General features: G+C 34.0%; 15 protein-coding genes and 4 pseudogenes. 6 read left to right on the top strand and 13 right to left on the bottom strand.

Going from position 1 to position 17,986, the window contains the following annotated elements; genetic code table 11:
• Positions 1 to 42: 42 nt before the first annotated feature.
• The 5 genes from JFT89_RS04190 to JFT89_RS04170 form a co-directional block, all read right to left on the bottom strand.
• Complete coding sequence (locus JFT89_RS04190; protein ID WP_201039489.1) at positions 43 to 921, bottom strand: aminoglycoside phosphotransferase family protein; 879 nt, start codon at positions 919 to 921, stop codon at positions 43 to 45.
• Positions 922 to 1,437, bottom strand: coding sequence for a GNAT family N-acetyltransferase (locus JFT89_RS04185; RefSeq protein WP_201039488.1), 516 nt, complete (start codon positions 1,435 to 1,437; stop codon positions 922 to 924).
• A 24-nt stretch (positions 1,438 to 1,461) separates the two neighbouring features.
• Positions 1,462 to 1,926 carry a DUF2691 family protein gene (locus tag JFT89_RS04180; RefSeq protein ID WP_078181185.1) on the bottom strand — a complete coding sequence of 155 codons (465 nt, stop codon included), beginning with the start codon at positions 1,924 to 1,926 and terminating at the stop codon, positions 1,462 to 1,464.
• A gap of 226 nt (positions 1,927 to 2,152) precedes the next feature.
• Complete coding sequence (locus tag JFT89_RS04175; RefSeq protein ID WP_016095753.1) at positions 2,153 to 2,587, bottom strand: ferritin-like domain-containing protein; 435 nt, start codon at positions 2,585 to 2,587, stop codon at positions 2,153 to 2,155.
• Between the two features lie 195 nt (positions 2,588 to 2,782).
• On the bottom strand, positions 2,783 to 3,964 hold the full coding sequence (locus JFT89_RS04170; protein ID WP_201039487.1) for a YhgE/Pip domain-containing protein: 1,182 nt from the start codon (positions 3,962 to 3,964) through the stop codon (positions 2,783 to 2,785).
• A 170-nt stretch (positions 3,965 to 4,134) separates the two neighbouring features.
• Here JFT89_RS04170 and JFT89_RS04165 point away from each other — a divergent pair, with 170 nt between their 5' ends.
• Positions 4,135 to 4,752 (top strand): TetR/AcrR family transcriptional regulator, encoded by a 618-nt coding sequence (locus JFT89_RS04165; protein ID WP_201039486.1) that lies wholly within the window; start codon positions 4,135 to 4,137, stop codon positions 4,750 to 4,752.
• A 55-nt stretch (positions 4,753 to 4,807) separates the two neighbouring features.
• On the opposite strand, the gene ppsA is transcribed toward JFT89_RS04165, so the two are convergent.
• Positions 4,808 to 7,414 (bottom strand): phosphoenolpyruvate synthase, encoded by a 2,607-nt coding sequence (ppsA, locus tag JFT89_RS04160; RefSeq protein WP_201039485.1) that lies wholly within the window; start codon positions 7,412 to 7,414, stop codon positions 4,808 to 4,810.
• A 132-nt stretch (positions 7,415 to 7,546) separates the two neighbouring features.
• Positions 7,547 to 7,856, bottom strand: a pseudogene (locus JFT89_RS04155) (YolD-like family protein).
• A gap of 292 nt (positions 7,857 to 8,148) precedes the next feature.
• Between JFT89_RS04155 and JFT89_RS04150 the strand changes: the two are divergent.
• The 3 genes and pseudogenes from JFT89_RS04150 (at position 8,149) to JFT89_RS04140 (ending at position 10,364) form a co-directional block, all read left to right on the top strand.
• Positions 8,149 to 8,663, top strand: a pseudogene (locus JFT89_RS04150) (hypothetical protein).
• Between the two features lie 89 nt (positions 8,664 to 8,752).
• Positions 8,753 to 9,525, top strand: a pseudogene (locus tag JFT89_RS04145) (sulfite exporter TauE/SafE family protein).
• A 41-nt stretch (positions 9,526 to 9,566) separates the two neighbouring features.
• Entirely contained in the window at positions 9,567 to 10,364 is a 798-nt protein-coding gene (locus JFT89_RS04140) for a sulfotransferase family 2 domain-containing protein (RefSeq protein ID WP_002066259.1), read from the top strand.
• A 160-nt stretch (positions 10,365 to 10,524) separates the two neighbouring features.
• On the opposite strand, the pseudogene JFT89_RS04135 reads toward JFT89_RS04140, so the two are convergent.
• Positions 10,525 to 10,960, bottom strand: a pseudogene (locus JFT89_RS04135) (Y-family DNA polymerase); the annotation flags it as partial.
• Between the two features lie 178 nt (positions 10,961 to 11,138).
• Here JFT89_RS04135 and JFT89_RS04130 point away from each other — a divergent pair.
• The gene (locus JFT89_RS04130) at positions 11,139 to 11,513 is read left to right on the top strand and encodes a YxeA family protein (protein WP_033706989.1); all 375 of its coding nucleotides are present in this window, start codon (positions 11,139 to 11,141) and stop codon (positions 11,511 to 11,513) included.
• A 126-nt stretch (positions 11,514 to 11,639) separates the two neighbouring features.
• Here JFT89_RS04130 and JFT89_RS04125 read toward each other — a convergent pair whose 3' ends face one another.
• The 4 genes from JFT89_RS04125 to JFT89_RS04110 form a co-directional block, all read right to left on the bottom strand.
• Positions 11,640 to 12,350, bottom strand: coding sequence for an alpha/beta hydrolase (locus JFT89_RS04125; RefSeq protein ID WP_201039484.1), 711 nt, complete (start codon positions 12,348 to 12,350; stop codon positions 11,640 to 11,642).
• A 275-nt stretch (positions 12,351 to 12,625) separates the two neighbouring features.
• Positions 12,626 to 13,468: a polysaccharide deacetylase family protein gene (locus JFT89_RS04120; RefSeq protein WP_201039483.1), complete on the bottom strand. Its 843-nt coding sequence runs from the start codon at positions 13,466 to 13,468 to the stop codon at positions 12,626 to 12,628.
• Positions 13,469 to 13,652: 184 nt separating this feature from the next.
• Positions 13,653 to 15,437, bottom strand: coding sequence for a sensor histidine kinase (locus JFT89_RS04115; RefSeq protein WP_201039482.1), 1,785 nt, complete (start codon positions 15,435 to 15,437; stop codon positions 13,653 to 13,655).
• Positions 15,434 to 16,120: a response regulator transcription factor gene (locus tag JFT89_RS04110; RefSeq protein ID WP_201039481.1), complete on the bottom strand. Its 687-nt coding sequence runs from the start codon at positions 16,118 to 16,120 to the stop codon at positions 15,434 to 15,436. The genes JFT89_RS04115 and JFT89_RS04110 overlap by 4 nt, the downstream gene beginning before the upstream one ends.
• Positions 16,121 to 16,373: 253 nt before the next feature.
• On the opposite strand from JFT89_RS04110, the gene satA reads away from it, so the two are divergent.
• The gene (gene satA, locus JFT89_RS04105) at positions 16,374 to 16,925 is read left to right on the top strand and encodes a streptothricin N-acetyltransferase SatA (RefSeq protein WP_002066252.1); all 552 of its coding nucleotides are present in this window, start codon (positions 16,374 to 16,376) and stop codon (positions 16,923 to 16,925) included.
• A 98-nt stretch (positions 16,926 to 17,023) separates the two neighbouring features.
• On the opposite strand, the gene menA is transcribed toward satA, so the two are convergent.
• Positions 17,024 to 17,935: a 1,4-dihydroxy-2-naphthoate polyprenyltransferase gene (menA, locus tag JFT89_RS04100; protein WP_002066251.1), complete on the bottom strand. Its 912-nt coding sequence runs from the start codon at positions 17,933 to 17,935 to the stop codon at positions 17,024 to 17,026.
• Between the last annotated feature and the right edge of the window lie 51 nt (positions 17,936 to 17,986).

The following is a 17,986-nucleotide window of genomic DNA, read 5'->3' as shown; positions in this document are numbered from 1 at the left end:
AAAGCCTATTTTGATCGCATGATTCAAAATAGGCTTTTTCTATTACATCCCATAATCATCCACAATTACTTGAATTACACGATAAGATTCTTCTGCTACTTTCTCATTACTATCCCTATTCGCATCATATGTAATTAACGCCTTCCAAAGCGCCCATCCTCTCGCTCTATTCCACGTTTCTTCATCCATGCGTAATACTTCTTTAAATACGTTTCTACTATTCTTATCAAAAAATGTCCAGGCCATCGCTGCATCACAAGCCGGATCTCCTACTCCTAAAATACCAAAATCAATTACGGCACAAAGTTTTCCATCCTTAACGAGTAAGTTTCCTGGTGCAACATCTCCATGAATCCAAACTGGTTTGTGGTCCCATGTTGAACGAAGTGCTACATTCCAAAGATGCTTTAATAATGTCTCATCAAAAACATCCTTATTATTTTCAATAGCCACTCTCGCTTCTTCATCGTATACAGATATAAGCCCGCCTCGGTAAAAATTATGTTCTCCAGCTATTGGCCCGTTACTCGCATCAATTGATTGTAACTCTATTAAAAATGCTCCTAAGTCCGCCGCAAATTCATCTAAGTCACGAATATTTTCTTTCGTCACCGTCTCCCCATCTATCCACTTATTAATAGACCAAGGCCACAGATATTCTTTAGTCGGATTCCCTTTCGCAATTGGTGCAGAAATTTGTAAAGAAAGTCCCTTACTTAATATAGGTAACCAAATGTTTTCTTTCTCTACTTGCGGTGCATATGCTACATCACTTGGTAATCTGACACTCATCTCGTCCCCTAAATGAAACGTTCTATTATCGTGCCCGCTAAGCTTTACAGGTTTCACTTCTAAATGTGCCCATTCTGGAAATTGTTCTTGTATTAACTTCTTAACTAAACTTACGTTAATTAGATTCATTCACTTTCTCCTTTTCTTTTGAAACTTACTAAGTCCATCCGTACTACCGATATATTCAAAACCGCATCGCTTATAAAAACCATTCAACGTTTGGTTATGCCCAACACAATCTAACTTCAAATACTCTTTATCACTTTGCACATTCTCTTCTATCCAATGCAAAATCCATTCTCCTATTCCATTCCCCTTATACTTCCGTTTCACCGCAAATCTATGAATATATAATGAATCAGAAGCTTCCTCTTTACCAAAAATATATTCATCCCATTCATTTTGTTTAGGAGATACTGTAACCGTACCGACAATTTCATCTTCTTTCATAACAACATACGTATATTTCTCTCTTATACCTTCTAATATTTCAGCGGTAGCTTCTCCTCCTAAAAGATACTGCCACTGATCCACTTCTTTATGCTGTAACCATTGTGCTATTTCTTTTAATAAAGTTATAATGCTATTACTTTCTTCTTCTGCAGCAATTCGAATTATATATTCTTTAGCAGTATTTCTCTCCATATCTTCGTTCCCCCCTTCATATTACTACCATACTGATAGACGAGTTCTACCGTCATTCTCGTCTGTAACGTATTCAACATAATAACCTTGATTCTGTGCATTTTCATACAACGATTTGATTTCTTTTTGGTCTTTAGCGTAAACTGTGACGTATGTAGAATCCGCAACTAGTAAAACTAATTCACACTTACTCTCTTTAAATTCTTCATATGTTTCAATATCTACTACTTCCTCTCCTTTTGGATACGCTTTTAAATCTGCAAAAATAACATAATATATGTTGTCTTTAAATAATCTTTTCAAATCTGATCCTTCCACTATACTTGGTTCTTCTGGAAATAATGCCTCATCCAATCCACCACGCGCTACTAAGTATGACTCCTCACTCCCCACCCACCAATCAAATGAAGAAATATCAATCGGCTTTAACACTTTCCAAAGTAAATTATCATTTTCATTTGGAATATCTACTGTAATTCCTCTTTTCATTTGTTCGCTCCTAGCTTATTTATTTTCGTTCCATACATTATATACCAAATTCAACTACTATATTTTGTCGATACCTATGTAACTTGTATTTCACCGCGAAAAAACCGTCCCACTACTTATGAAACGGTTTCTTTCTATTTATATTCAAGTTTTCCATTCAATTATTGCACTGCGTTTTAAAATAATTTCTAATATGTTCAGCACATCAGCCATTCATTTTTAACACTCACTTCGACTTCACAAAATAATATAAAAACCACACTGCATGATTTTGTTCATCTGCTGCTATTCTGCGCAATAACTCTTTCATAGATGCATTTGCTGCTTCATCTGAAATTTCCAAGTAAAAATCTACGGTCTTTTGCTCATCTTGTATAGCGAACTCTAATCCCTGTAAGTACGTATTAGGGCAATTTTCCGTAATTTGTGGTTTCGGCTGTCTGCCAGTTAAATTCGTATAGATTTGTACAAAATGATGAAAATGCCTTATTTCATCATTACGAATTTCAAGAATTTGTTTTTGTTCTACTTGATTTGGAGCCATGTTAGCTAATTTTGCATAGCAGCTTATAGCGCTATACTCTCCGTTTATAGCTTTTTCAATATCACTAATTAGCTTATCATTCTGTCTATACCAATCATCATAATTCGAATTATACATCGTATCCCCTCCGTTATTTCACATAACATTTTATGCATTTCGAAATAGTAGGAGCATGTATACATAAAGGGACAGCAAATACTAGTTCTTCACTCACCTTTAAAACATCGAAAAAGCCTATCTATCATTGAATTATTCCCCTATCGATTTCATCACAAAAAACCGTTTCACTACGAGTGAAACGGTTTTTATTTCTTAAGCATTTAATTCAGTTTTGTGTCCCTTTACCGCACTACGTTTTAAAGCACTTCCTAGTATGATAAACATACTTACTACTCCAATCCAAACGAGCACTGTAGTAGGAGTATTCCAAGTTAACCCTTTCCCAAAGAAGAATATTTCCCTGAGACCTTCTATCATAAATCGCATCGGTAACCAGGAGTAAATCCAGTCTTGATAAAATGGAGACATCATTTCAGGCGCTAGCGCCAATAGCGGTGCACCAAAGAAAAGTAACAGTGCAAATAACCCGATTCCTTTTAAACCAACTAATGAAAGCACCGCAGAAATCATTAAGAAGAAACAAAAAGAAGTAATGAATAAGAACAGAGCCGTATCCGTGAAATTCGGGATATTTAATCCTACCATTCCATCAGCTATCCATGTAAGACCAAATCCAATTACAAGTGTAGCAATTGCTCCTGTTACTATTTGTTTTAGTTTTAATACAAAGTTTTCTTTTCTTGTACCTACTGGCATTTTATTTATCGCAATAAAGATAATTGCTGCGCTCGCTAAACTTGCAATCCATAACGGCTGGAATAAAGACATTGGCGAGTTACCGTTCGCACTATTTTTTCCGATTTCATTCACATTTGTTACTTTCTTTGTAATAGGTGTTACTACATTTGAAACTTGATCCGTTGTTAATGTAGTCCCTTTTGCTTTAAATCCTTCCAATAGTTGTGTACGAACGTTATTGTTCATATTATCAACTACGCCATTTAACATTTGCCCTGCCATAGTTGAAGCCGCCGTATTCATTCCTTGATTTATATATATTTCGACTTCAGGCGAAGATGGCTGTGGTGTTCGTAATGATGCTTGTTTTACGCTAAAGTCTTTCGGAATGACTAATGCTGCATAATACTCTTGATTATTTAAGCCTTTTTGAACTGCTTCTTTATTTTGCACTTCTACCCACTTTACCGCAGGTTCTTCCTCTGATTTTGATGTCTTTTTCATATTATCAACAATTGTTTGCCCCATATTCATCTTCGGTTGATTCGGAATTTCTACTCCTTGATCCTCATTTACAATTGCGATTGGTAAGTTTTTCAGCTTAGGTTGAACGGTTGGAAATAATGTTAATGAAAAAATAAAAACAACAAGTAGTGCAATAACTGGAGATAACAATAAAAGTTTGTTTTTAAACATTTTCTTTTCTCCTCCTTTAATTTGATTTATAATAACCAACAACGTGTTGTTTATTTATATTTGAATTATATGTTCGAGTTGAACCTTATACAATAATCAAAAATCGTGAATGTGTCGGTTATAAGACACATCCTTGAAATGTGTTGGCTAAAATTAAGGAGGGACATACTTTGCGCGATAGTAATCTAGATTTACGTGTTATTCGTACGAAAACTGCCATACGAAAAGCATTAGTGGAATTAATTGAGGAAAAAGGTTTTGACGCCATTACAGTGAAAGATATTACTACGAAGGCAAACATAAATCGTGGTACATTTTATACACATTACCAAGATAAATTTGATTTAATGACAAAATGCCAAGAAGAAATTATGTATGAATTTTCTAGCATTGCTAAACAGAGATTACCGGAAGTTATTGCTGATCTTGGATCAAGCCCTTCCCCCACAATGCCATTTATACTTATCGCTTCTATTCTTGAATTTCTAAATGAAAATAGTGATTTTATGAAAGCTGTACTAAGCCCAAAAGGAGATTTATCTTTCCAAACGAAACTGAAAGACTTTATGTGGAAAACACTATTTGAAGATACGAATGGGCCTCTCATTAATAAGGAGGATTTACTTGTCCCAAGCCAATACTTAGCTTCTTATATGGCATCTGCTCATATAGGTGTCATTCAACAATGGTTAAATAATGGACAAAAAGAAACACCTGAGGAGATTGCTCGTATTTTATCAACAATCGCAGTTCATGGACCTTTTTATGCGGCTGGTTTAAAGAAATAAGTCCGCTATATAATAAAAGATCATCCACTATAATAGCGGATGATCTTTTATTTCATTACAACACTTCAATATACCCTTCTGTTCCATGTACCCGGATTCGTTGTCCGTCTTTTATTAATTTCGTAGCATTCTCTACTCCGACGACTGCTGGTAATCCATATTCACGTGCGATAACTGCTCCATGCGTCATGAGTCCACCAACTTCAGTGACTAACCCTTTTATAGACACAAACAATGGTGTCCATCCAGGGTCAGTAAAGGCAGTAACTAATATATCTCCATCTTCTAAATTCGCATCTTCCATATTTAAAATAACGCGCGCTCTCCCCTCAATCACTCCTGAAGAAACAGGCAAACCTACAATCGCGTCAGCCGGAAGATTTTCTCGTTTATATTTACCTGTGATGATTTCTCCATCAGACGTCATTACACGTGGAGGCGTTAGTTTTTCATATAATTTGTAATCATTTTTTTGTTTATGAATAAGCTCGTAATCTAGTTTATTCGTGCGGACAACTTCGTGAAGTTCTTCAAAAGTTAGATAGTATATATCTTCTATTTCATGAATAACGCTATTTTGCACGAGTTGCTCGGCTTCTTTCAATATTTCCTGCTTATATATGAAATAGCGATTAATCATACCGTATTTTGGATATTCACGATAACCGATAAAATTTCGGATGTTACGAATCATTCGCTTCGTCTCTTCTACTTTTTGTTTACCATCCGGCAAATGCTGCAATCGATTTACTAACTCCTCTTCTTTTTTCAAAGCTTCTTGCAACCCTTCTTCAAACTTCCGTTTACTAGCGCCAGCTTCAAAGTCTCTTATATTATTTAAAATCATTGGGATAATGATTGTTGGCTTTTCACTCCAGCGCGTTTTCGTAATGTCGATTTCTCCGCTGCATCTCATTCCGTATTTATTTAGAAAAGTTAGAATGGCATCTCGAGCTTTTTCTCCGCCTTTAAATTGAACTAATTCATCTAAAAAGTTATCATTTTCTACATGTTGTAAATACGCAATAACTTCTGGATATGGCCGAATCACATCAGCAACATCGAGTAATGCTAGCCCCATTTCAGACGTAATATTGTTTTGTACTGATTGAGAAAGTGTGTCTGCTGCATTCTTTTCGCCTAGCCATTGCTCCATTTTTTCATTGATCCATGTTGAAGCATCCATACCTGCCATAAGGACAGCCATACTTTGCGGGTGAAATAATATTTTCTTTAATTGCTGGATATCTTCTAAAATAAAATCAAGTACATCCAGCCCTGATTTCGTTTGAATATTTTGTTTTAACTCTTCGATCGATGCTTGACTATTCTTTATTAAATCCATAACGATTGCCGGATCGCTTTCGATTTGTGGTTGTGAACTTGCAGGTGGCATACTTTTACCAAGACTCTTTTCTTTTTCATCATCCGGTAACAATTTGATAAAATTATCTCGCTCTATTACAGTCGTTAATGCATCTTTAATAAGCGGCTCCGAGTTCCCTATCATATTTAATAAAAGTTCTCTACTAGTAGGCGAAGCCAATCTTTGTGCAACATCAACAAACAACCTTCCTCCAGCTTGAAACCTCTGTCCAAAAGATGTTAACTGGAATAAAGACATTCCTAATGGCTTCAAGGGATCGGTCATCATTTGCTGGTGACCAACCGATACATACACATGATTTTCCCCATCATTTACTTCTGGTATTGGATATAAAGTCGTGATTGGGCGACTTTGGACAATATAAAATGTATCATCCACTAAACACCATTCAATATCTTGCGGACAACCAAAATAAGCTTCAATCTGTCTTCCAATCTGTGCTAGTTGTAAAATTTGTTGTTCAGACAATGTTTGAATTTTTTGCTGAGCCAGATCAACCTGTTTCGTCTCCGTTCCGCCCTCTTTTAAAGCATAAATAGCTAATTTTTTAGTTGCTATCATCTTTCCAGTAATTTCGCCTTCTTTTACTTTATAATTATCGGCAGAGACCAGTCCTGATACTAACGCCTCACCAAGTCCAAAACTGGCATCAATTGATACTACCTTTCGGTTAGAAGTAACCGGATCAGCAGTAAATAAAATTCCCGAAGCCTCAGGGAAAACCATTTTCTGAACGACAACACATATAGAAACTTGATTATGTTCAAAATCATTTTGCATGCGGTACATAACTGCTCGCTCTGTAAATAAAGAAGCCCAGCACTTTCTTACATGCTGCAAAATCGCTTCTTTTCCGATGATATTTAAATACGTATCTTGTTGACCAGCAAACGAGGCATATGGTAAATCTTCAGCAGTAGCGCTAGAACGCACTGCATACGCATGTTCATTTCCAAAATGTGAGAGATAATGAGCTACCGCTTCCACTACATCAGAAGGGATTTCTACTGCCATAATGACTTTTCTAATCTTCTTACTAATTTCACCAATTTGAGCTCGCTCTTCCATTTTCAACTTTGTTAGCTGCTGCAACAAAGTTTGAAGCTCTTCATTTTTCTCGATAGCCTTTTGATACCCTACCGTTGTAACACAAAATCCTTCTGGCACTTGTATACCTTGAATATTTGATAACTCCCCTAAATTCAAACCTTTTCCACCAACGAGTGAAAGCTGTGTTTTTTCTATTTCCTGAAAATCGAGAACGAAAGAACTCATGTAACATCTCTCCTTACTATGCATGTGTTCTTGATTGTAGCAGTAGTAAATGAGAATAAACAGTCTATTTCGAACTTGATTTACATGATATAATTAAGTTAGGAAGAGATAATTATTTTTATTTCTCCCCCTCTAATTCACTTCAATTACATCACCAAACTTAAATACCCTTTGATTATGAAAAGCATCCGGTACAAGTAAGCGTCTTATTTAATGGATTTATATCAGCTACTGTTATGTAATTTTTATATAGATAGCCATTTTTATAATATGTCTGTAAAACCTCTTCCTCACCTAAAAATGAACATAGCAGCTTATTTTCAATCATTTCCTTTGCATCTTGCGTCAAGATTGGACGCGGGACTTTTGTTTGCTCATATATCATTCCTTTAATATGGGCGAACTGCCCTGGCATACTGACAAACGGTTGCCACTTGACCATATTATCAAGACATTTTATAAATTATTGTAGTGATATTAATACCTCTATCTTTGTACACATATCTTCATACATAATTCTCCTTATAACAGATTCTATATTTTAAAATTTGATAAGTAATTATTACGTTTCGATATGCTTAGAAAATTCAGGTACATATATAAGTTATTTTTAATACACTGGGATTTTATATGCAAATGAGTACCTTTACAGTAATGTTTAAATACAATAGTATGAGTAGTTACCATTATATTTAAGCGTTCGTTATAAATGCCAGTATGAAATATCATAAATAATGAAGGACACTGTTAAAGAATTGATTGAGTATGGCGAACGGATTCCGCACTATCATAAGGATTTCCCTATAATTTTATTTTGGAGTCACATAAGCGGTTGAACTTCCCTGACGAATTGGTTTTTCTTCCAAATTGGGTTATATGAAGAAGCAATGAAATATGCACCGTTCATTCATTACTATGAATCTGAAAACAACAATATATTGTGGGGGAAGAAAAGGTCATCAAACAAAATATAAAACTAGAGAATTTTAATACAATAATTCCGGAGCTGGAGAAAGAATATGGATTACTTTCTTCTGATATATTACTCCTTACAAACTCCACTCATCATAGGGCACATCAAATGATTTATAAAGGAAACTATGCAAATAGAGATATTACAAATCCAAAATCCCCTTCATTACCAACCTATCGAAGTTTTTATGATGAAGAAGCTCTAAAGCTTGTTTCAGAAATATATAATGACGATTTTGAAGCATATGGATATACAAAGAATGAAATTAATTTTTAACTAATATACCTATCCCCCCCACTATGCATAGAGTCTCTTTAAAAGCGAAAACCACTATTAAAAGCCAGCGGTATGGAAGGGGAATTATAATGAGTATTTCTATTATAATGATGGGTTTCATCATAGGGGGATTGGTTGGAGTAACAGGGATAGGTGGGGCCGCATTACTGACTCCATTTCTTCTAACATTAGGTATAAGTCCTTCTGTAGCTGTTGGAACTGATCTAGTATATAACTCTATTACTAAAATGTTTGGAATATCCCAACACTGGAAACAGAAGACCATCAATTTTAGACTAGTAAAATATCTAGCTATTGGGAGTATACCTAGTGCAATTATCGCAGTAGTAACGATTCATTTCTTACCGATCTTTCACTATAGTCGAGAAGGAATTATAAAGTATATATTAGGATATGTTCTAATCCTTGCGGCAATTTCTATTTTAATAAAGGCATTTTTCTATAATGAATCTACACAAAATTATTTTCAAAGACAGACTATGGTACAAAAAAAGAGCCTAACAATTCTTATTGGTGCAATACTCGGTTTTATCGTGGGACTTATTTCTGTGGGGTCAGGCTCTTTATTCGCTATTGCAATGATATATTTATATCAACTGAGACCATCCGAGTTAGTAGGCACAGATATTACACATGCTTTTTTATTAGTGACGGTTGCAAGCATACTAAATATGAATTTAGGCAACGTAGATTATCTCTTGTTAATTCATTTAATCATTGGTTCTATCCCAGGTGTCATACTTGGTAGTAAATTCTCCACTAAGATTCCCGTTAAACCCCTTCAAGTATTTCTAGCTATCATTTTTGTATCAGTGGACTAAAGTTAGTTATCGCTTATTGAAAGCGTTTTATGCTTTTGCTATATAAGAATGGAGGTTCAAAATGGATCATACAGAACTATATAATTTTATATACAAGCAAGGGCGTGTCCCTCATTTCCATAAAGATTTTCCCCTAATCTTATTTTGGAGCCAAAAAAGCGGTTGTACTTCGCTAGCCCACTGGTTTTTTTATCAAATTAATTTATTTAAAGAAGCGATAAAATACAACCCATTCATTCACAACTATGAGTATGAAGTATATAAAAACTCTACACATTATTTAGCACAATTAGCTAGTGGATTACAAACTAAAGAGAAGAATACTTACAAACTAGTAAGAAATCCTTATAGAAGAGCAGTAAGTTCTTTTGTTGCTCTGATTCCGCCACCAAATTTTGAGAATCCCGCATGGAAACCCATTCGACAATTTCTGTATGGTGATGAAACCTGCAATAAACCCATTTCCTTTAAACTATTTTTGTATTATTTAAAAGCACACATGACCAAATTAGATCAAGTAGATCCTCACTTTACACAACAATATATACAAGGAGAAGAGGAATTCGTTACGAACTATATTTATCTAGAAAATTTCAACACAGGAACTTCGAAACTAGAAGAAATATATAAATTAAAAAAATCACCATTAGATCTGTTATCAAAATCTTGGCATTATCAAGAGAGTAAGATGATTTACAAAGGAGTTTATGCAGACGGTGATATCACAACCCCTCTTTTCCCACGATTACCTACTTATGATAGTTTTTATGATGCAGAAACAATTCAGTTGGTTCAAGAGATATTTGCAAAAGATTTTAATATGTATCATTATGATTTAAATTCTTTTCTCTCAAAATAAAAGTGTTCAAAGCCACTGGCTCTATTAAGTGTGTTATCTTAAAACTGATACGACAACATCACATATTTATAAATTTCCATACACTTTTCCTAATTCTTTTTTTAGTTGTGTTTTTAAGTGCTCATTTTCACTTTCTAATAGCTTGTTCTTATGTTTTAAAAGCTACTTTACTCAATAATAAGTTTGGCCCAATACCAATCGTACTTTCGATCCGTGTACGTTCATATATTTCTCGCTTGAACTTTAATGCGAATTCGCACGGATTACTCGCAAATAAATGAATACTTGCGGTCATATCCATGAAAAACTCATCGATACTATATTGATGAAAATCTTCCGGTGCAACATATTGTAAAGCTAAACCTGTTATGTAAGTTGAACACTTCATATACGTATGCATAATTGGATTCACAATAATAATATCTGGAAGCTTCGATATTTCGTACAAACGAGCCACTCCGATTTACATCTCCTACGACAGCCAATTTTGTATAACGTGGATCGAGTCCTTTTTTAATACATGATACGCTCGCATAAAAGCTACGAAGATCTACACATAAAATAATCCGATTTGGTAAAAGAGAATGATTATCCAAGGTTATCACTCCCAAACAAAGAACGTTGGTTCTTATCAAAGATATTCCCATGAAAATTCTGGTTAAAATAGCCAGAATTTAAAAACATATTTAAGAAAAACTTAAGGAGTTTCCCTCTATATTCATAAGAAGTTTTTTCTATACTGAAAAATGTAAATACATAAGAGGAGAAACAATCATGAAGAAATTTTTACTTTGCATAATAGGAATAAGCCTTCCTATATACTTACTACCTTTCATATTACGCGGGGATTTGGACAGATTTAATCCGATTGCTGAAGAAAAAAATGTATACGCCATTGCGAAGGGATATGGCGTTCCAGATTATCATCATAAAGGAAGAGCTATGTACTCCCTAAAAGGTGTTGATGAAGCAAGGAATGAGAACAAATATACAGTAGGAACTAATACTCCTAATGATTTCATAAGAAAAACTTACTTAAAAATTCATGTAAAAGGAAAGTATGTCTATTCTTACGACGTTATTTCTGAAAAGGACATTCCGGAGAAAATAAGGGGGCAATTGGAGATAGAAGATAAAGTGAAACTTTAATCAGTGGGAGTCTTACTGCCTGGCAAATAGCGGGATAAATAAAAGAGCCTACTCGTATGAGCTGGCTCTTGATTACCGCTCCTTTGAGGAAGGAGCATTATTTCGGTAAATTTATTAAATTAGTTATCATTGTTTTAATAACCATTGTTCAATTACTTTAACTGTTTCATCTCGTTGTGCTTTTGATGTAATTAAGCTCGCATTATCACCTTTTTGCTCACCATACATGCCAAAATGAGCATGGTTTCCGCCTTTTATCATGTGCATAGTTGTATTCTTTGACATTAACTTTTTATTGTTCTCTATTTTTTCTACAGTTGCTAAAGCATCTACTTCCCCATAAATTGATAACATCGGAATCGATTTGGTAGAAAAATCATCTGCAGGATACGAACCTAAGAAAATGATCCCGTCTACCTTGTCTTCATGTTGAAAAGCATACTTAGAAATCATAGCTCCCCCCATTGAATGCCCCGCAACATACCATTTTTGAACTTCAGGATACTGTTCAATTACACTGTCTACTGCATTGATGCCAAGTATCGCTAAATTTAATGGTAACTTAGGCATTACTACAACATGCCCCTCTTTTGCAAGAGCTTTTCCTAAGTAACTATAAGCCTCAGCTTCTACTTTAGCTCCTTGATAAAAAATAACCCCTATTTTAGCATCTTTCTCTCCAAATACTATATTACCTTCATCTTTTTTATCATCTACTAACGACAAAGCCTCTTTCGTTGGTTTATAAGTAAACTGAGACCAAGTCAAAAACGTAATACTTCCTATAAGTAAAATACCTAGTAAAGAGTAAAGAACAATTTTCATCCACTTCTTCACATATATGCCCTCCCTAAGATGTGTATATTTTATACTTTAAATTATTATTTATATAATTGTCGAATAATCTTAACTAATAAATTTAGAAAAAATAATACGAGCCCTCAAATGCCGTTTTAAAATGAGTTCAATATATTCATCCTAAAACACAGGCTTCATACACAAAGTAAAATTTCATAAAGAAAAAGTCGATTTCTTTATCGTATAGGAAATCGACTTTTGGCTTAGTTATTGATTTAGTAATAAAAAACACCTTGTTAAGATAACCACGTTCACTATAGACGTTGATCTTTCTGGAAGTTTAGACGAAAATGATCTTCATCATTATATACCCCAAATTCATACCCTTGCTCTTTATAAAATTTAATAATTTCAGGAAGAGCTTGTAATGTTTGCGCCTTTTCATGCATTAAAACAACTTCTACTTCTTCTGTTGTCTGTTTCTTTACATTTTCGATAATCTGAGTTGGATTATCTTTTAACTTCCAATCATTTGAGTCTATTGTCCAATCCCAAACTTTTATTGCTGCTTCTACAATTTGATTACGAATTTCTTCACCCTTTAATCCTGGTGCAGATCCATATGGTGGACGGACTAGTTTAGGAGTTGTACCCGTAATATTATGGATAAGATCTAACGTTTCTTTCATCTCTGGTACAAATTGTCCTTTTTTGTATAACTTATCACTATTATGTGTCATACTATGTGCACCAATATAATGCCCTTCTTTTACTGCTCGTTTTACATTTTCCTGAAAACCTGTATTTTGTAAATTGCTACCTTGCATAAAAAATGTCGAAGCAACATTTTGCTCTTTTAGTACATCTAAAAATTTCCCAGTCAATTCGCTAGGACCGTCATCAAATGTTAAATAAACAACTTTTCCTACTGGCTTTCCATCAGGTCTTTTTTGTTTTGCTGATGATGTTTCCTTTTTCTTTTCTTGTTGTTGCGTATTAACTTGTTTCATACTTTCATTAGCTACTCCCTTCGCTGGGATAGAGTGCCATTTTCCAATTAAAAAGAACGTGAAAAAGGTCGTTGCTAAAACAACTCCTAGAGATATTATTACCTTAGTTAATCGACTTGTTTTTTTCTTACTTTGTGATTCTTTCATTATTTTTCGATCCTTTCCCTATTAATTTTCCATATTCATTATTTATAAGGCTGAGCCTTTACTCGACTGAATCATTAGTTTCAACCGGTATCTACAATAAATAGATTAATAGAGACGGATAAAGATAAAATGCAGATAATGTCGATTTTGTTTAAAAATGATAAAAACGTGTAGAACGAAAATTCTACACGTTTTTATTTAAGTAGAAGAAAAATAACACTCCATCTTCTGTATTCGAAACACCATATTCCGCGTCATGCAGTTCTAATATATTTTTTGAAATAGCAAGGCCCAATCCTGTTCCGCCTTTGGAGCGTTGACGAGACGTATCTCCTCGATAAAAACGATCCCATATTTTCTCTAAATGTTCTAGTTCAATATGTGCTCCTTTATTTTCTACACATACTTTTACACGTTCATTCTCTTCTATTGTAGAAATAATAATATTCTCCTGTTCTGGTGTGTAACGAATCGCATTCGTAATAAAGTTAGTCACCACCTGCTCTATTCGATGTGGATTTGCAACTACCTCAATTTTAGAAAGTTGTTTATGGACATGTAATTGCTTAGCTGTTATATCCGAGGTTAATTGCTCACATATATAATCAATCATCTCATCAATATGGAAAACATCCATTTCCATCTTATACGTACCAGACTCGAATTTTGCTAACTCCAGCATATCAATAATAAGCATATCCATTTTATCTACTTCTTTTGACATTGCTTTAAAGTAATAATCCTTTTTATTACTAGCAACACCATCCTCCAAAATTGAAATACAGCTCTTCATAATACTTAAAGGTGTTTTTAACTCATGTGAAACACCCGCGATAAATTCTTTACGTGTATTTTCTAATTGCTTTTCTTTCTCTATATCTTGCTGCAATTGATTAATATACGAATGCAAAGCCTTAGAAAGTGTATTAATATTTTGTGATAAATCACCTATTTCATCCTTTGTAGTAATAGGTATCGTCTCAGAGAAATCTAAACCTGCAATTTTTTTTGTAGTATCATTTATTTGTAATAGTGGTTTGGCGATTTTATTTGAATAATAGAACGATATCAAAACGATTAAAATCAAAACAAAGATAATTAAATATACATAATAATCCTTTATCATTTGCACAGCTTCATCAACTGGTTGCAATGATGTCATAGCAAATATATAATTTACCTTACCATCTGCATCTATTGTTGGTTTGATTAATAGTTTATATTTAATATCATTTTCCTCATAATCCACTATTTCTGTAGAAGTAATATTATTTGGTTTTTGATTTAATATTAAATCAACCTGAAATTGTTTTATTCTATCTATTAACACACGATTTCCATAAATAGAGTTAGTTCCTACAGTACCCTCCGGTAACTGCACGTTCTTAATACTTCCTGCTAAATATAACTGTGAATTTTCTTTTGAAGATGCGATTTTTGGGCCATATAACTTCTCTGACAACTGCTTGTTCTCCAAACCAATATTCTTCTCTTTTATTGTTAACATCGCAGGGACTACTGCATCACCTTCCTGCACTCCATCGATAATAATATGACTCCCCTGTTCTAAACTATCTTTTATCCTTTGTATATCTTCTAAATTGATAAAACTATACAACGGTATCTGAATTAAACGTTCAGAAAAGGTCTTATTTTCGTTAGGATCTAGCTGAATTTCTAAAGAAAAATCACTTGCATATTTTATATTCCCTACCCTATCTAGCGTTGTAATCCATGTCGCATTATCTTGGTAGAAATTTTGTTCCAACTCTTGAATCCTTTTCGCGTCATCTCCAGCTTTTATATATGCCTTTTCAAAGGATTGAATATTCGTTTTAATATCATTAACTTTTCGATTCGAATAATATTGCTTAAAAAATATGGTTTGCCCAATAAAAATAGTCACTAAAATAAGTGTGCATAATGCCGTAGTTAATATAAATAACTTTAATACAATTCCTTTTTTCATACCTGTCCCTCAAATTTATAACCAGTTCGCACAACGGTTACAATACAAGTCGCTTTTTCCCCTAATTTATGACGCAAATTACGGATATGACTATTAACAGTACGATCATCCCCAGCGAATTCATAACCCCAAATTTTAGTGATTAGTTGTTCTCTCGAAATTACAATCCCTTGATTTTGCATTAAATACGTTAATATTTCAAACTCTGTATGTGTCATACTTATGTCTTCCCCATCTACAGTTACTGTACGAGAAGGGAAATGTACATGGATACCACTACTAGTTAATGTGTCTGCAGTAGATACATTAATAGTGGAAGAATATCGGCTTTCAATTAATCGTTTTGCCCTTGCCAATAAAATAGGAGGACTATATGGTTTTGTAACATAATCATCTGCTCCCAGTTCAAATCCGAGTAAGGTATCATCTTCATCCACCCGAGCCGTTAGCATAATAATAGGTACATTAGATTTCTTACGAATTCGCCGGCAGACCGCCCAACCATCTAATTCCGGTAACATAATGTCTAAAATAATTAAATGTACCTCATGTTCTTCAAATATAGATAATGCTTCTTTCCCATCAATCGCCTCTAAGACGTTATATCCTTCGTTTAGTAGGTAATCCTTCATTATTTCACGTAAAATATCTTCATCTTCTACAATTAATATTGTTCTTTGCATCTTTTATCTTCTCCATGATTATTTTTATTGTTAGGAAGAAATAGTTCATTTTATATTTTAACCAATTAAAAACCTTTCACTATTTCCATCACTACTACATGCAACATAGCTATATCAAGATAATAGCATGCTAATATAAAGATAAAATGCAGAGATATCCTTACTATTGAAATTCCATTATAATTTTGTAATTGGAATGAATTTGAATCACATAAAGAACCAGAAGAAATAATATGATTTGGGAGGTATCACGATGAGCCTTTTAATTAGAAAGTTAGAAACAAATGATTTAGACAATCACCCGGAGATTGATGACAGTTTTATAGTGAATGCTCGGTTAATTCTTTCTCTTTCAAAAGTAAATAGACGCATAGAATATACAGTAGAAGACGTTCCGAGTTATGAAAAAAGTTATTTACAAAATGATAATGAAGAACTGGCGTACAATGAATATATAAATAAGCCCAATCAAGTAATTTACATAGCACTGTTACATAACCAAATCATCGGATTAATAGTATTGAAAAAGAATTGGAATCACTATGCTTACATAGAAGATATAACGGTGGATAAAAAACATCGTACACTCGGGGTTGGTAAAAGATTAGTTGATCAAGCAAAGCAATGGGCAAAAGAAGCCAACATGCCCGGTATCATGCTTGAAACGCAAAATAATAATGTCGCAGCATGTAAGTTCTATGAAAAATGTGGATTTGTAATAGGTGGATTTGATTTTCTTATTTATAAATGTTTGGATATGACAAGTGATGAAGTTGCAATTTATTGGTATTTGCATTTCAAATGAAAATAGTTTACAACATTAAACAAACTCAAAATAAAAACCCCAATCTCTCTAAATTAAAATTGAGAAATTGGGGTTAAGTTACTTAACAATATTTTTATTTAAAACAAGTAGCTGATTAATAATCCTGCTGATAATAAGAAGCCGAAAATCGTATTTGTCATCGCTGTTGATTTCATTGCGATGCGCATATATCCGGGATCCTTTGCTCCTTTTTGGAAACTTTGAATTGCAGAGATTGGCTTTCTCAAACCTAGGAACATAACTAATGCCCAAGGGCTTAAATAACCCATCAATACAATTACCACGATCCATGAATAAGCAATGAAAAAGGCTACAGCTAGTGTTACTACTGCTTTCTCTCTTCCAAGGAGGATTACTAATGTCTTTCTTCCACCTTTAATATCTTCTTCGATATCTCGGATATTATTCGACATATTGATTGCACCAACTAAAATTCCAATTGGAATGGAAATCAATACACTTTCAATCGTTATAGTATTCGTTTGAATAAAGAAAGCAATGAGTACAAAACATGTCCCCATTAACAATCCAGAAACTAGTTCTCCAAAAGGAGTGTACGCAATTGGTAATGGACCACCTGTATATAAATAGCCAACCGCCATCCCAATTAAACCAATGACGACTAACCACCAGCTGCTATTCATACAAATATAAACTCCAATAATTGCTGCTACCACATACAATAAAAGCGCAACTGTTAACACATTTTTTGGTTTCAATCCATGACGGACAATTCCACCACCGATGCCAACAGAATCAGCGGTATCTAATCCACGTTTGAAATCATAATACTCATTAAATAAGTTCGTTGCTATTTGCAATGCTAAACATGCAACCATCATCGCAATAAATAAAAGCCAATGAATGTCTGTAACATACAGTGATGCTACTGTTCCTAAAATTACAGGAGAAAACGTCGCCGTTAATGTATGCGGGCGCGTCATCTTCCATATTAATTTAGCGGAACTAATTTCTTTTTCTGTCCCCATAACTCTGTTCAATCTCCCTACCTTTTAAGTATAAATGACTAGCAGTATCTT

The sequence above is a fragment of the Bacillus sp. TH25 genome, assembly GCF_016650935.1.
Classification (GTDB): domain Bacteria; phylum Bacillota; class Bacilli; order Bacillales; family Bacillaceae_G; genus Bacillus_A; species Bacillus_A mycoides.
The sequence above is the reverse complement of the archived record's forward strand: the minus strand, read 5'-3'. Positions and strand labels throughout refer to the sequence as shown.

Coding starts and splice junctions, on each gene's coding strand:
- JFT89_RS04190 (WP_201039489.1), bottom strand. CDS start 921: ATGAATCTAATTAACGTAAGTTTAGTTAAGAAGTTAATACAAGAACAA.
- JFT89_RS04185 (WP_201039488.1), bottom strand. CDS start 1,437: ATGGAGAGAAATACTGCTAAAGAATATATAATTCGAATTGCTGCAGAA.
- JFT89_RS04180 (WP_078181185.1), bottom strand. CDS start 1,926: ATGAAAAGAGGAATTACAGTAGATATTCCAAATGAAAATGATAATTTA.
- JFT89_RS04175 (WP_016095753.1), bottom strand. CDS start 2,587: ATGTATAATTCGAATTATGATGATTGGTATAGACAGAATGATAAGCTA.
- JFT89_RS04170 (WP_201039487.1), bottom strand. CDS start 3,964: ATGTTTAAAAACAAACTTTTATTGTTATCTCCAGTTATTGCACTACTT.
- ppsA (WP_201039485.1), bottom strand. CDS start 7,414: ATGAGTTCTTTCGTTCTCGATTTTCAGGAAATAGAAAAAACACAGCTT.
- JFT89_RS04140 (WP_002066259.1), top strand. CDS start 9,567: ATGGATCATACAGAACTATATAATTTTATATACAAGCAAGGGCGTGTC.
- JFT89_RS04130 (WP_033706989.1), top strand. CDS start 11,139: ATGAAGAAATTTTTACTTTGCATAATAGGAATAAGCCTTCCTATATAC.
- JFT89_RS04120 (WP_201039483.1), bottom strand. CDS start 13,468: ATGAAAGAATCACAAAGTAAGAAAAAAACAAGTCGATTAACTAAGGTA.
- JFT89_RS04115 (WP_201039482.1), bottom strand. CDS start 15,437: ATGAAAAAAGGAATTGTATTAAAGTTATTTATATTAACTACGGCATTA.
- JFT89_RS04110 (WP_201039481.1), bottom strand. CDS start 16,120: ATGCAAAGAACAATATTAATTGTAGAAGATGAAGATATTTTACGTGAA.
- satA (WP_002066252.1), top strand. CDS start 16,374: ATGAGCCTTTTAATTAGAAAGTTAGAAACAAATGATTTAGACAATCAC.
- menA (WP_002066251.1), bottom strand. CDS start 17,935: ATGGGGACAGAAAAAGAAATTAGTTCCGCTAAATTAATATGGAAGATG.